Consider the following 14,498-nt stretch of genomic DNA (forward strand, 5'->3'; position numbering starts at 1 on the left):
AAAGTTTCATTGGGATTGTAATTTATTGTAGCGTGTGAAGCGCCGCAATCTCCTCCGTGGAGGGGCTATCGCTGATCTTACGGCACTTTCTGGGTGTCTCTCGTCTAACCCACTCCAAGCAGAGGCAGCGTTCACCTATACGCCACCGAGTCCGGTGGTCGGTGAGTATGTCGTATTCAATGCGAGTGAATCGACAGCTCCCTAGCCGGGACGGGAAACGCTACAGAGCCCACAGACGCAGACGAGAACGAGCACCACGAGTAAGCGTTGTCTAACGTCTGACCCCACCATTACAGGCAGCTAATCTGTCTATGTTATTGAACTTGTTCTTCGCTCGTTATAGTATACTGTAATCACAGAATATAATATACTATTTGGCTTATAATTTTATTACTTGGGCTTAATTTTGAATAATTAGATCTAATTGTTGCTATAAGTGCTATCAAATACTAGAACATTCGTATTATTCTTCAATAATACGCACGAATGTTCAAATTCATATACGACACCACTCAGTGCTAGAACGGAACGCTGATGTCCCGTTCTCTGAGAGCGCTCGGAGCGTCTCGAATGCGGGCAGCGACACACTCACACGTATGCACGGATCTGACTCCAACACAACCGGTGAAACGCCGCATTCGTTCACAGCAGGGCCTCTCAAACTGCACATTCCGGTCGCAATTGTACTTCTCTCAGTAATTGCTGTTGAGCCTGCGCTTGCCCAACAGACGTCACAGAGTGCTGTTTGTAGCGCTGATAACCTCCCAGGGATGATTGAGGGGTTCTTCCAGCTCTCGACTGCGTTGGGGATCGTCGGACTGGCGGTCGTCTGGCAGGCTGACTCTCTTATTGAGATGTTCACGCTCAACCCCGATCAGAAGAAAGGACTCAAGCGGCACAAGCGGTCCGCGATGAAATCCGCTGTAGTCCTGCTTATTCTGGGACCCCTCTACACCGTGGCTGGTTCTGTGATGGGGCTGCCATTAGCCCAGTGTGTTGATCTCGCGCCCTGGTAAGCCGTCTCCAACGCACTCGTGAGATCTCCGATTCCATCGCCGGTTGCGGTGTTCATTGTGGCTATCCTCATAGCGAGTCTCATCACAAGCGTCGTCTCAGCGAATCCGCCGCGGCCCGGTACCGAAGCGAATGGACTCACTGAAAATGAGTCTGCCACGCTTTGGTCTCGTGACGCAGACGCCTACATTACACAGGCGGAATACCAGCAGCGCTATGGAGACACCCGGACGGTCATCCACCAACTCGCGAACGGGACAGATATCACGTTCAAGCGACCACCGGCGACCGCCGCCACGTGGACCCGGAATGATTTCACAGATCTCAACGCCGGCGACACAGAGACGTCTGTCTATCCACCTCACGCGGCGCTACACGATGGGGAATTCATCAAAGACGCCCACGCAACAATATTCGCTGTCCAACCCTCGACGCACGGGCATCTCGAATCCGGCGTCACGCCTCATTATATTGCACCGGAGGGCACGCTCCGCGGCTTTATCGACTATCGCGTTCGTGTGCCGAACGAAAGCGACACAGCCGAGAGCACCACTTGGTCTCTCGCGGCCCACGAGATTGAAGAGATTCGCCTCCAGAAAGATGGGGAGACCATCGCGAAGACGAGTGGCACACACACGCCGGTTCTTGACTATCAGATCAGCGACGATTGGAATGCAACGCTCACGCTGGAAGCAGATATCCACGTGCGATTGCGACAGGCCGTCCGAACCGGCGCTGGTACTCAGTCCGCTGGCACTGTCAGCTATCACACTGAAACTCACACCGTCTCCGATTCAATAGCCGTCAAGATCTATGACCTCTCGGCATCGCCGTATTACGCGACATTCCCGAACGGTGACGCTGGAGTCGCAATCTTCCAAACCCAGCCGTGGCAGGGTTATACACTCACTGATGAGACGGATGCACGTGTCCGTGGGATCTGGCGCTTTTACACCGCTCGTGACACCAACTGGGACACGCTCGTCTCTGCAAATCAGACTGCGAGCACAGAATATGAATCAGATGCGATCCCAGTGTACGTTCACGCGTATCCGTCGCGGATTGGCCCCCGTGCAGAACCCGTGCGAGATGGACCAGACATTCTCGAGACGTGGGGTATCAAGCGCGGGACTCCTACCGGGACGATCGACGAGAACGTCGATATTGAAGTCGTAAACCAGTCCTATACGACGACATACGGGGTTGCGGTCCGATCGCAGACCCTTGATCGAGAGGCCCTTCGTGTCGCCGGCATCGTTCGGGGTGTTAATGCCTCAATTGTCGAACCGCCGTCCGGATCCGAACGACAACTTCGCGAGAGTACCCTGACAGCCGACATCCTGTGGCAGAACCAGTCACAAGCGCTTGTGGAGGTGCAGTTGCGTGATTCACAGACTGGCGATCCTATTGTCCTCGCTAATGAGAGCCGCTGGAGTCCCATCGGTGGGGATACTCGCGAGGGGTACATCACAATCGGTGAGAAGCGAGTTGAGACCAATGCCTTTGGTATCGCTCTCGTCACGCTTGATGATCCTGACATCTACACCGCCCGGTATTATCCGGGATCGTGGCTGGGGAAGAACCCTGCGTATGTAAGTGATACAGCGACGGTGCGCTGGCATCCACTCGGAACCATCGACGGCTGGTTCGCGTTCATCTTTGAGAGTTTCTGGCAGTTGATCCCGTTCTTCGTGATGTTCTACGCCGGACATCGTCTTCTCAGAATGCTTGGTCCAGAAGACCTCTTCCAACAAGACCAATGACAAGATACAACTCACCTATCAGTAGACGAACCGCCCTTCGTACAGCCGCAAGTGCGGCGCTTGTGAGCGTTGCTGGCTGTCTGAACAACGATGGAGACTCTGGCACGCCTGATGATGTGACCGACTCTCCAGACGGTCACGGCCCGCTGCAACGAGTCGCTGTCGAAGGGACCACACTCGTTGTCGAATTTTCGCCTGACGCTGACGTTGATCAAATCAACCTCATCCAACCGAACGGTGAGCTCTTCGGAACACGTGATGTGGCTGCAGGAGCTCAACGGGTCTCATTCGCGATTGGAACATCCTACGCATCTGGAGAATACAGCGTGATTGCGCTGAGAAATGGAGATGCCCTAGCAGAGACCTTGCTTTCCATTCAACCAGACCTTGAAATCGTTGATATGGGAATCGGGAGAAACCAGCCCGAAAAGATGTGGAATGGACCAAGAGATGAGATTACGGAAGAAGCCTTCGTGACGGTTGAGAATCGGGGTAGCGGTCCAGATGCCATAACGAAATTACTCTTCAGTGGTGATGTCCCGTACCCCTCTGATGAAGAAGGCACGAATTATGCGGACAGCGACGATGTTAGTGGCATATACGACCCGAAATCTGAATCAGAGGTCAATCAAGTCGTCATAAGTGCTGGAGAACAAATCACGGTCTATAGTTCCCGGTCACCATTTGCCTTCGTCCCCGGTGCAGGTACATCCTGTACAGAAGATGAGCAGAGTGGGGAGTTTGAACTCGCTCTTGAGACACAGGTTGGTGTCCTCCGTATTGCGAACAAATATGACATCCAGTATTCAGCATCATCAGAACCAGATGGATGTGATATCACCCTCAGTGAGACGTAGCTATGGTTGATCTAATTGATGTCGTTCTTGAGGGATTCAAGGGTGTCGTCGGCTGGATTATTGGGCTCTTTATGCAGGGGCTCCAGACCGGTTACGACACTCTAACAGAGGAGATGTTTGGGTCCCCAACCCCACAAACAGACGGTGCGTTCGTCTTTGGTGCCCCGACAAATGACCCTTGGATAGCAATTCGAGATGCCTTGGTTGGTGGTGAAATAATGCTAATTGCACTTCTTCTCTTAGTGATGTGTGTCCAGGGACGACACACTCTCCGGATCTTCAATGTCGGGAACGCCTACGAAGATCGAAAAACAAAGAAGACCGCCTGGGTTGGCGCATTTTTGATTATCACCTGGTATTGGTTGAGCGTTCTCAGCCTCCACATCGTGGATGGGTTCACAATTGCCCTGATACCTAGTCTCAGCTCACTTGGTAATGTGATGCTCAACTTTCTTGAAACGTCATTAACCAATCCAGGACTAGCGCTGATATTCGCCCTCATTGGTGGACTATCGATGTGGGCGCTTGAAGCGCTCTACTACATCCGGGATGTTCTTCTCTACGTCTACGTGTATGGTATGCCAATTGCGTTTGCACTCGGTTACGGCAATATCCCTGTTCTCTCTGATATCGCGATGGGATTCAGCAAGCGATTTGTCCCTCTTGCAGTCCTCCCTCTCCCGGCAGCAGTTGTCTTCAAAGGATACGATCTGCTTTACTCACAGGGGTCACTCGCTCCAAATAGCGCATTTCTAAGATATCTAGTCGCTGTCTCACTCCCGCTGATTGCCCTCTACATTACTTGGAAGACGTTCAAGTTCGCGACTCCGCTGACAGCCAGAGTCGTTGGCGGTGCAACGAAAGGGGCAGCCCTAATCGGCGGTGTCGCGGCCGGCGCCTACGTCGGTGGCGCCGGTGTTGCGACAACCGCAGCACGGTGGGGACCGAAAGCAGCCGCCGGTCAAGCCCTTGCACAGAAGGCCGCGGCTCGAGGTGGACACGGAACTGAGGATAGTGCCCCTTCGTACCGTCGCACCGAGAATGACCCGAGTGGGGCCACTGCAGACGCATCGAGTGACAAACGCGGAATGGAGTACGACCGAGGAATTCAGTAAATGTCTACAGACTCAGACGCGGCCGCACGGCGTATTATGAACCAATTTGGCGAGGAGAACCACATCCCCTATCTCAACATCGAGGAGGGCGATGTCGGCGTGCTCATCGCCTTCCCCATCATCGCACTCTTCATCGCGAGTCTCACCGGCGTCGAATCGCTCGCGCTCCCGCTCGTGGCTGGCGGGCTTGGATTCGGTGTTGCAGTCATCTACGTCTCTCCTGACCACCTGAACGCGTGGACGTGGACGAAGGACGTCTATCGGTACGCGAAGCGCCCACAAGTCACATTCAGTGCTCCAGCGGAGGCTGACAGTAGCACGAACGAGACAGAGCGAAACGAGGGCGGGCTTGCGAACTACACCCCATTCAAACCAGACGAGCGAACGCAGGACCTCACGAACGTTAAGCGGGCGTGGCCCGGAGCTGGAGCGATTCAACGGGCCGATGGGACGATGGAAGCGTTCATCGAGATCGACCCCGACAATATGGACTTCGCGATGTCCGACGACTGGGCCCAGCTCCAGGCGGCCGGCGAAGACTTCGCCAACAAGGAACTGGACTCGAAACTCAAACTCCACGCGACAACGCGGTCATTTCCAGTCGAACAGATCACTGAGACGATCGAGAAGCGGCTCAGTGACGAGGACGTCACGCAGAACCCGATCTTCCGGGAACTTCTTGCAGAGTACCGCGAGACCCGCCCCAGGGAAATGCGTGATCGGGGCATCCAGCAAGTTCGCTACTACATTGGTGTCGAGGTGACCCCGCTCGAAGTCTACGACAGATATCGAGATGAAGGCACACCTGCGGAGAAACTGACGCAATTCCCCGTCATCGGGTTCCTGTTCAACCCCTTTGTGACACGCCGTGAGGATCTCACTGACGTCGAACGTCGCGCCCAGATGTTCGAGAAGCTCGACAGCCGCGTGAATGACGTTCGTGCCGAATTCATTCAACAAGCATCCGGGTGGTCTGCTCGTCGGCTCAGTACGGTCGAGTTGTTCGTCCTGAATATGGATTTCTGGAATGGTCGTGAGCACGATGACGAATCCGAGCGTGTTGTTCGCGAGCAACCGATCATCGGCCACTCTAAGCGGAAGGATGAGACCAATGCGTAGCGCCGTCCTGCAGGCCGGCGGTGAGGCGATCTCTCAACTCACCGAGTGGCTACTGAATCCAACGTCATCTGAAGGCACAGCGATGTATCTCCTGTTGGTTGTCGCCCTCGGAGCGATCGGGAAACGCTTCTGGACCCGACATACTGCCGATGATGAACCTGAAGTCAACTTCTCGGATGTCCTTGACGAGGAGACACTACACGAAGGAGAGGTAGAGAGCCAACTCCTCGACGATATCTCCGAGTCGCATCAGACAGTGACTGCGCCGGCAGCCATCGAATGGGAGACTCGAGCAGCCAACGTCGGCGAGCAGTGGACAACGACACTGTATATCGCTGACTACGCCGATTACCCGAACGACGGCTATCTGAGCGACCTCTTCGAGCTGACCGACGTCGAATTCGACCTCACAGCCCACATCACCCCGAAGAACCAGCAGCGAGCGCGGAACGAACTGCAGGACATCGCTGACGACCTCCAGGTTGACGCCGATCTGGAACAGAGCGTCCGCAGTGCGTACCTTCAGGAGCGAGCAAACGAAGCCGCTGCGACCTACAAAGCCGTCGAGAGCGGTGCGAACGTCTTCGACCAAGGGATGTTCGTCACGGTTCGCGCCGCCGACAAGGATGACCTCAGGGACTCTGTCCAGAAGGTCAAGAGCGCCCTTCGCGACGACCCGGCGAACCTCACGCCGAAGACCGCAATCTGTCGGCAGGACCTCGCGCTGCAGTCAGCGGCCCCCATTGGTGACAACGTATTCGGGCGAGAATCTATCGCCCTTGGTGGAGCCGTTGGCGCACTCCTCTCGTCACCGCATAATGCGACCATCCTCGAGGAGGGCGGAGTCGAGTTCGGGATTCACAAGGACAACCAGAGTCCGGTCGTCATTGACCCGTTCGCCCGTGACAACGGGTATGCGATGTTCACCGTCGGCGATACTGGGTCCGGGAAGTCGTTCGGCTCGAAACAGAACTTCATCCGCTCGATCGAGCAGAGCAAGGACCGCATCGGCATCATCCTCGAACCGCTCAACAACTGGGCGGGCGTCTCCGAAGCACTCGGTGCAAAACGCATCACTGTCGGTGGGACGCTCGGTCTGAATCCTCTGGAGATCCGCCAGACACCCGACCACGTACAGCGTGCGATGGGTGAGGACGCGAGCCCATTCAACGAGAAGCTCGACGACGCAATGAGCTTCCTGACGAACTTCTTCGCACTGCGGGGCATCTCGCTCGGTGATCGTCGGACGACGCTCGAACTCGGCCTCAAGCGCGCCTACAAGCGCAACGACATCACCGACGATATCTCGACGCACGGCAACCCCAGCCCGACCATCCGGGACATAATGGACGTCTTCGAGGACATAGTTGCGAATCCCGAGGCGTTCGTCGTCCGATCCGACGAGGAGGCCGGGAAGATCCGCGAAGACGCGACGTGGCTGCTGGACCAGCTTCGCCCCTTCGAGGAGGAGGGTCGCCACGCCAATCTCGGGAAGTCCTCGGAGTTCGACATCCGTGACGAGAAGGTCATCTACCTCGATCTCGCCCAGCAGGAGGGTAGCGTCGATAGCAGCACGGCGCTGACGATGCAGTTGCTCATCTCGCTTGTGTACGAGCGGGCGAAGGAGACTGACAAGGAGGTCGTGTTCGTCATTGACGAGGCGCGCTACATTATGCAAGACGCCGCGAGTCTGGCGTTCCTCGAGACGGTGTTCCGCCATCACCGCCACCACGACCTCTCGATTCGTCTCGTTACCCAGACCGTCGACGAGTTCTTCGAGCACGCCGAATCCGAAGCCATCCTCGATCAGTGTGCCGTCAAGCAGTTCCATCGCTTAGACGGGATGGACGACCAGTGGGCCGACGAGTTCGGCTTGAACTACGCACAGATGCGCTACGTACAGGACGCAGTCCCCGGCAACGAGGATGCTGGGTTCTCCGAGGCGCTCGTCGGCGTCGACGGAGAATGGCGCGGCATCAAGGTTGAGGCGATGCCCAAGGAGAAGCAAGTCATCGACTTCGACCCGACCGAACAGCGCCGTTCCTCACTCCCCGGCGCTGGTGAAGGCGCAGTTGATACGGACGTCCAGGAGTTCCGAGAGAAGCTGGAAGAGCAATCGACTAACAGACAGTCGAGTGACGCGGAATCCATCTCCGCCACACCTGACGGCGGTTCGATGGAGGGGGTAGACGATGCGTGAGTATCTCCGAGTCACGCCAACATCAGAAGGCCTGGATCCCGAGGGAATCCCTCGGGTCCTCGAAAGCCTGCACAAACTGACGACGGCGGAGTCAACTGGACTCGCGCAGAAGCTGAACCCACTCCACAGTAAGACACCGCCCAAGTTCGAGTTTCTCGCACTATCTGAGGGAGCGGACGACCCTGTCGAGTTCTTCTACGGCGCCGACGAGCATCTTGACACACTCGAAAAACGCCTTCGTTCGATCTATCCCGAGACGTTCGACATCGAACGCGTCGACGTCGACATCGCTTCACGACTCATTCAGCCAGTCGAATTCACACCAGCAGAGTTCATTGAACACTACGAAGCAGGGCAGCTACAGTACGAATTTGGTCCCGACGAGCAGCACGAGCTTGGCAGCGAGGAGCGTGACCAAGACCAGACACCAACGACCGAAGCATCCTCCCTTGCAGATGGTGGTGCCACAGTCGATTCGTCCTATGGCCACTTCGTCGAGATTGGGGAGACGGCATTTGAGCTTGGACCTCCAAATGCAGTTCCGGACGAGGGACCACTGACGACACTCGAAAAGCCAACCGAGACGGCAGAGGGAACAATACTCGCTCGGCCCACCGTCGACGCCGTCTCGCCAGTCGGCGTACGCTGGTCTGGTTCAGCCACCCGAAAGAAAGACTGGATGACGTCGTTGACGCCCTTCGCATCCGGGGACGAAGACGACGGATTGGCTGCTATCGACCAGCCCGGTGCGACTCTCGCGTCACTCGTCGACCACCTGATGGAGGCGGCGTCACCAGTAGCGTTTCAGGTCGTGTTCCAGCGACGGACAAGCTGGCAGTCCGACGCTGAGATCAGAAAAGAGGATCTTGTCGACGGACGGGACACCTTCTTCCAGGAAATCATTGGCTCCCTCCTCGAGGTCGAAGATCAGCGGAGTAATCGCGACGAGAAACAGCTCAGCGAGTCAGTCGCCAAGCGCATCGAGTATATCGACGCGAAGAATCCCAAGCGGTCGTTCACTGCCAACATTAGAGCAGTCGGCGTTCCGACCGATGACGAAGCCCGCGACGACCTCGCGGTCCAGATAAACTCCCTTCGTCCCGTGTTCGACCCGGTTGACGGCCCCTATTACGAAGTCGAGGGGGAACGATTCCGTGCTGACGGCTTTCGAGAAAAGACGAAGGAGAAGAACGCCCGGACTGCCCTCCATCGGCTACTTGATCGAGAGATTACGACCGGCCGAGGCAAGACCCGACCGGATTTCGTCCTCTGTGGGACGGAACTCGCGACCTTTGTGCTTGTCCCATCGTCTGAGCAACTCACAGTAGAAGGAACACGCGGTACCCGCGCTGAACAGCAAAGCAGAAACCCGCTTCCGTGGCCCAATCCAGACCTGGTTCAACAGTTCCAAGAGGGAATGGCGATCGGGTATGCACTCGATGAGAACGGAGTTCCCCAACCGAACCCGATTCGGATTCCGCCCAAGCTCCTGACGACGCACTACGGCCGGTTCGCATCGACAGGCGGCGGGAAATCGAAGGCCATCATCAACGACGCGCTGTCCCTCCGGGAGACGACTGGCGGACCCGTCGTGATCGTCGATCCGAAAGGCGATGGCATGTGCGCGAATTACCTTCGCTGCCACTACGAACACTTCCACGGGGTGGACGACGTCTACCAGTTCCGCGTCCCAGAGACAGTTCCTGCGTTCTCCTTCTTCGACATCCGGCCTGCGCTCAAGGCCGGACGAAACCGTGAAGACGCGATTCAGGACAAGGTCGACCACTTCCACGACATTATGCGGATGGTTATGGGTCGCGAACAGTACGGACAAGCGTTTGTCGCCAACGAGATCCTGAGCTACCTCATCAAGGCGCTCTTCGACGAGGGATACGGTAGTGACGCCTTCGGCCTCGATGAACTCTTTGCGGCTGCACTCCAGATGCAACGCGAGCGGACTGTTCCGCCAGTTTCGGCGGCCAACAGGAACGTCGAGGAGTCGCTCACACGGCACTTTGCGAAGGACGACCACCGGTTCCAGGTGTCGATGGACGCCGTCGGGAACCGCCTTGATAAGCTCAGAGAGGACGCACACCTGCGACGGATCTTCAGTCACGTCCCGGAACAGGACGATAACGGCGAATACATCGACAACCGCTTCGACTTCCGCGAGTTCCTAGACGCAGACGCCACGATCTTGTTCGACTTAGGAGATCTCCGTCCGGAGGCACAGCGAGCGATCACACTCCTCCTGTTGAGTAACCTCTGGGACGCAGTACAGGTGCGTCGACGTGACGGGAACACGGACTACGAGAACCTTACCAACCTCATCATCGAGGAGGCAGCCCCCGTCGCATCAACGAAACTCGTTTCTGAGCAGTTGCTTCCACAGGGCCGGTCGTTCGGCCTGAGCATGGGACTGGTGATGCAGTTCCCCGGGCAGGTCCGGAACCGGAGCGAACGCGCCTACGACGAAGTCCTCAACAACATCAAGACGAAGCTCATCGGGAACATCTCCATCGAGCGCGACCTCGCAGAGTCGCTGGCCCACGAAGACTTGAGCCCGACCGACCTTCGGAACCGGATCAACACGCTCCCCAGCGGGGAGTGGATCGCCCAACTCCCGAGTCCGTCATTCGGGGAGACGGGGCCAGCCCCGTTCTCGGTGAAGCCGCTCCCGATATCAGCCGGCCATCCAGAGAGCGACAAGCCGCTCTCTGTCGAACAGGAGGACCACTTCGAGACCGTGGCCCTCCCACGGCTTTCGGAGCGAACACAGGCCCAGTATGGGCTTGCTGAGACTACCAGCGAACCGGAGACAGCCAAAGACGAGGGCTGGGGAAGTAGACCGAACGACGAAGGTTCGAAATCCGCAGACTCGACTAGCCCTGTGGACTCGACGCAATCATCGTTCATCGGACAGGCAACCAGTAGTTCAGCAGCCGACGAAGAGAGGGAGAAAGACGCGGACACCATTAATTCCCTGTTTGGGAATATGGGATCCGTAGAGTCAGAAGAGTCGGCCACAGAAGAGGAGACGAATCCCGTCGACGAAAACGGATCGTCGCCAGTACAGGCAGGTGGCGTGACCGTCTCGGATGACGAACTCCGACGGCGCGGACTCACTCACGACGACATCCGGTTCTTGACTCGCGTCCTCGACGTGATGAACAGGGACGCACCGAATTATGGACTTATGGATTCAATGAGTGCGTTCAAGGACGACTTTGATGACCTAGACACGCAGCGGCTCATCGACCAGGACCTGCTGGAGGAAGGGCGAGCGTGCAGTCGGAAGTACTACACCGTACTCCCAGCAGGGCGAGAACTGCTCGGCCAGAAACTCAAGGTCGGCCCTGGTCAGGGAGATGTCGGCGAGAAGACGCCGCACAAGGTCGGTGTGAAGCTGCTCGAACTGTGGTTAGACTCCCACGAAGACGTCGCACAGGTCGAATCCTACTATGAGTACGATGAGGAGATGGTGTTCGATGTTGCCGGTCTCGATGCTGACGGGGACCTCGTGTGGGTCGGTGAAGCTGAACTCGCGAGTAACAACAAACACGCGCCGGTCGACGACTACGACAAGCAGAGTGCGGTGGACGCAAACGTTGTCTGGGCGTTCAACAGACGCGAGACAGTCGTCGAGGTGCTGGACTGTCTCTCTGAGGCCGACCGGATAGACAGCAGTGTGAGTGGGCGTGCAGCCCGTCGATTCTCGGATATTCGGGAAGCCGTCGAATCGTTTGACGCAGAAGGGATGACAACGATTCGGAGCTTCAACAAACTCGACCAGGAGTTCAATCTATGAGCTGGCGCCAAGCTACGCGCGAGGAGATTTACAGGTACTACACGGAGGAGTTCCCCTCGTACGTCGACGAACTCCCGTCGTTCATCACAGCGGAAGGGCCGAAACAGTACGCACTCGCGTTTCGAGAACCCCACCCGGTACGGAAAGACGGAGTCCCAGACAAGGACTTCATTCGGCGAGATACGTGGCAGACGAACACCTCCGGAGAGCGGACCACGGCAGCGTTTCAGGAGTTCGACGACGTCCTCAAATTCATCCGGCATCCAGCACGGAATGATCCACTCGGTCGGAGTAACTTCGCGCTCGCAGATCCAGACCTGCTTGACAAACCAGACCCGTGTCCTGATGCAGTCTACTACGCGCTGGATCACTGGGAGCGGCCCTGGGTCCTCCTCGTCGACATCGACGCGAAAGATATCGCCAGGAACCGAGCAGCGGATACGGCCTCGGAGGATGTCGACGACCGAGACGACGATGCGCTCCTCAACGCCGCAGGAATCCTCGATGCCGCTCCCGAAGGGTATCCGTATGCCTTTGAAGATCTCGAACGGGCCATCGAGTACGGCTTCGAACTGCGGGATGTCTTCGAGGACGACTTCAACGCCGAGGAGACGATGGTGGTGTACAGCGGTCAGGGCGTTCACGTCTACCTCCTCGATACGGACCCTGCCCATCGGTACGACGCCAAGAGTCGAGAAGTGCTGAACGGACTTCTGCAAGACACCTACGAGATCCCCATCGACCCAGTGGTTACCGCCGACCGTCGTCGAGTCGCCCGACTACCCTACTCGTTGCACGCTGACGTCTGCAGTATCGTCACGCCGATAGAGAGTCCGACCTTCGACGTTCAGTCTGCGACACCGGAGGTGCTCCAGTTATGAGTCAGTCGACGCCTGTCGAGGACGAGCACACCGCCTATCGCGTTGCGACGCTCCCACTCGAATACGGCACGGCTCGCATCAACCAGCTGTTCACGCGGGGCTACAATCGATACATCGTCGACGGCGAAGACCAACCAGACGATCTGTTAAACGACCTCGAGCGGTTCGGGACAGCGGCGTTCAAAGAAGACATCAGGACAAATGCCGCAGAGGAACCCTTCGTCGACGATCCCGGAACGCTCGCCATCCTCGCGACGTTGAGTGCGATCTGCGTCAAAGCACACCCGAAGTTCGAGCACGCCCCACCACGAAAGGTGCAGGTCCTCTACGATATTCGCGAGCTCTATGTCAACAACCTCGCGTCCCTCCTTCGAGAATTCGGTGACGGGAGCCTTCAACAGGATATTGCAGAAGTGCTATACGCGAAAGACCCCGGAGAGGATGGTCCGCACCCTGGTCGCGTTTGTACAGGGATCAAGGAGATACCCGAGTTCGGTGAGGGGTTCTATCTCGAAATCCCGATGGCTGCGGCGTCCAGGGACTGTCTCGTTCACGCCGACACCGAGCCAGGAGAGACCGGAGAACTGCTCACTCGCGTCGAGAACAACTGCCTCTACGTACCGGTCGGTGATTTCGACACGAAGTATCGCGAGTACGCCAGACGTGCGTTCAAGAAGCTCCTGCGAGTCCAAGAGGAGAACCTTTCCGAAGACCAGCTGACGTGGCTGACAACGAATGAGTCGGCCATCACAGAGCGCATTGACCGCTTCATCGAGACGGGACACCACGAACGAATCTGGCGAGACTGGAACCCGGGTGAACGGACCATCCGTGTGCTCCGGGACGCGATTCGAGACGTTCCAGACGAGGTCGTCTCACTGGGAGAGTTCCACTCGGCGAAAGAGCTGTTTGAAGCAGTAGAGGCGTACGACCCAGAAGCGGACTGGAAGCAAGATGTGTGTAATCGTATCTCGAGTCCTCGGAGTCTTGGGAATCTCCTTGCATCCCAGCGCGACCATCGGAATCTCACTATCCGACAGCACCGAAATACGAACCACTACCGGATTCAGGAGTCTTCACGTGGCGTCCAGCCCCTTGACGTCGAGTCGATCGAAGATCTGTTCGAACTGCCCTGTATGGCGAATATGGCCGAACGCCTCTACGAAAAGAAGCCAGTCCGAAAGGATCTGTACAGCTTTGCTCGGATGGTGATGTGGCTGCCACAGTACCAGGACAGTGACCTCGAGACGATTGTCGCGGATCTCAAGGACATCTTCTCACGATGGCCGTGGTACGACGAACAGGTCACCGACTACCAGATTCGCTACGAGTTCTCGAATACGATTGGTGGCGACACCCCGCTTCCGATGAACTGCGACAACGACGATATGCAGCGGTACTGCATCGGGCAGGACCAGTGTCCCTACTCTATCTGGGGAAGCCTTCCCTTCCCGGACGAGATGTACGACCAACTGGATGAGGCGGAATCTACCGGCGAAGAGTTCTAGCTCTGCTGGGAACCAATTGGATGTGATCAAAGCGACCCTGTTGGAAGTCTCAATCGCTGATGGCACGTTGAGTTTCAATGGGCGAATGAACCACATATATAATTTTTATTAGAGGTGCGGTTTTGAAGAGGTCAGAATCCTCGTCGTGCACTTTTCAGGCACTGTAACATCTGTTTTCAGCCGAATAGAGTTGTTTCTCTACGAGTCGCAACGAACCTCCGTCAACTGCTGTA

The 14,498-nt window shown here is 56.8% G+C and carries 9 protein-coding genes; all 9 read left to right on the top strand.

Annotated elements, in window-relative coordinates:
* The first annotated feature begins 596 nt into the window (after window positions 1-596).
* The 9 genes from NO362_RS13575 to NO362_RS13615 are packed head-to-tail and all read left to right on the top strand — an operon-like array spanning window position 597 to window position 14,265.
* Window positions 597-1,016 carry a DUF7985 family protein gene (locus tag NO362_RS13575; RefSeq protein WP_439331180.1) on the top strand — a complete coding sequence of 140 codons (420 nt, stop codon included), beginning with the start codon at window positions 597-599 and terminating at the stop codon, window positions 1,014-1,016.
* Between the two features lie 54 nt (window positions 1,017-1,070).
* On the top strand, window positions 1,071-2,777 hold the full coding sequence (locus NO362_RS13580) for a DUF8186 domain-containing protein (RefSeq protein WP_256546874.1): 1,707 nt from the start codon (window positions 1,071-1,073) through the stop codon (window positions 2,775-2,777).
* Entirely contained in the window at window positions 2,774-3,634 is an 861-nt protein-coding gene (locus NO362_RS13585) for a hypothetical protein (RefSeq protein WP_256546818.1), read from the top strand. The genes NO362_RS13580 and NO362_RS13585 overlap by 4 nt, the downstream gene beginning before the upstream one ends.
* Before the next feature lie 2 nt (window positions 3,635-3,636).
* On the top strand, window positions 3,637-4,749 hold the full coding sequence (locus NO362_RS13590; RefSeq protein ID WP_256546819.1) for a TrbL/VirB6 family protein: 1,113 nt from the start codon (window positions 3,637-3,639) through the stop codon (window positions 4,747-4,749).
* Window positions 4,750-5,868, top strand: coding sequence for a TraC-like domain-containing protein (locus NO362_RS13595; protein WP_256546820.1), 1,119 nt, complete (start codon window positions 4,750-4,752; stop codon window positions 5,866-5,868).
* Window positions 5,861-8,068 carry a VirB4 family type IV secretion system protein gene (locus NO362_RS13600; RefSeq protein ID WP_256546821.1) on the top strand — a complete coding sequence of 736 codons (2,208 nt, stop codon included), beginning with the start codon at window positions 5,861-5,863 and terminating at the stop codon, window positions 8,066-8,068. The genes NO362_RS13595 and NO362_RS13600 overlap by 8 nt, the downstream gene beginning before the upstream one ends.
* Window positions 8,061-11,876 (top strand): ATP-binding protein, encoded by a 3,816-nt coding sequence (locus NO362_RS13605; protein ID WP_256546822.1) that lies wholly within the window; start codon window positions 8,061-8,063, stop codon window positions 11,874-11,876. Before NO362_RS13600 ends, NO362_RS13605 begins: the two co-directional genes overlap by 8 nt.
* A complete protein-coding gene (locus tag NO362_RS13610) occupies window positions 11,873-12,757 on the top strand; it encodes a bifunctional DNA primase/polymerase (RefSeq protein WP_256546823.1) in 885 nt (294 codons plus the stop codon). The genes NO362_RS13605 and NO362_RS13610 overlap by 4 nt, the downstream gene beginning before the upstream one ends.
* Window positions 12,754-14,265: a primase-associated protein gene (locus NO362_RS13615; protein ID WP_256546824.1), complete on the top strand. Its 1,512-nt coding sequence runs from the start codon at window positions 12,754-12,756 to the stop codon at window positions 14,263-14,265. The genes NO362_RS13610 and NO362_RS13615 overlap by 4 nt, the downstream gene beginning before the upstream one ends.
* The last annotated feature ends 233 nt before the right edge of the window (window positions 14,266-14,498 follow it).

This window comes from Halobellus inordinatus (assembly GCF_024498335.1).
GTDB classification, from domain to species: Archaea; Halobacteriota; Halobacteria; order Halobacteriales; family Haloferacaceae; genus Haloquadratum; species Haloquadratum inordinatus.

Bases quoted from the DNA above. Each gene is read 5' to 3' on its own strand.
- NO362_RS13575 (WP_439331180.1), top strand. From the start codon at position 597: ATGCACGGATCTGACTCCAACACAACCGGTGAAACGCCGCATTCGTTC.
- NO362_RS13585 (WP_256546818.1), top strand. From the start codon at position 2,774: ATGACAAGATACAACTCACCTATCAGTAGACGAACCGCCCTTCGTACA.
- NO362_RS13590 (WP_256546819.1), top strand. From the start codon at position 3,637: ATGGTTGATCTAATTGATGTCGTTCTTGAGGGATTCAAGGGTGTCGTC.
- NO362_RS13595 (WP_256546820.1), top strand. From the start codon at position 4,750: ATGTCTACAGACTCAGACGCGGCCGCACGGCGTATTATGAACCAATTT.
- NO362_RS13600 (WP_256546821.1), top strand. From the start codon at position 5,861: ATGCGTAGCGCCGTCCTGCAGGCCGGCGGTGAGGCGATCTCTCAACTC.
- NO362_RS13605 (WP_256546822.1), top strand. From the start codon at position 8,061: ATGCGTGAGTATCTCCGAGTCACGCCAACATCAGAAGGCCTGGATCCC.
- NO362_RS13610 (WP_256546823.1), top strand. From the start codon at position 11,873: ATGAGCTGGCGCCAAGCTACGCGCGAGGAGATTTACAGGTACTACACG.
- NO362_RS13615 (WP_256546824.1), top strand. From the start codon at position 12,754: ATGAGTCAGTCGACGCCTGTCGAGGACGAGCACACCGCCTATCGCGTT.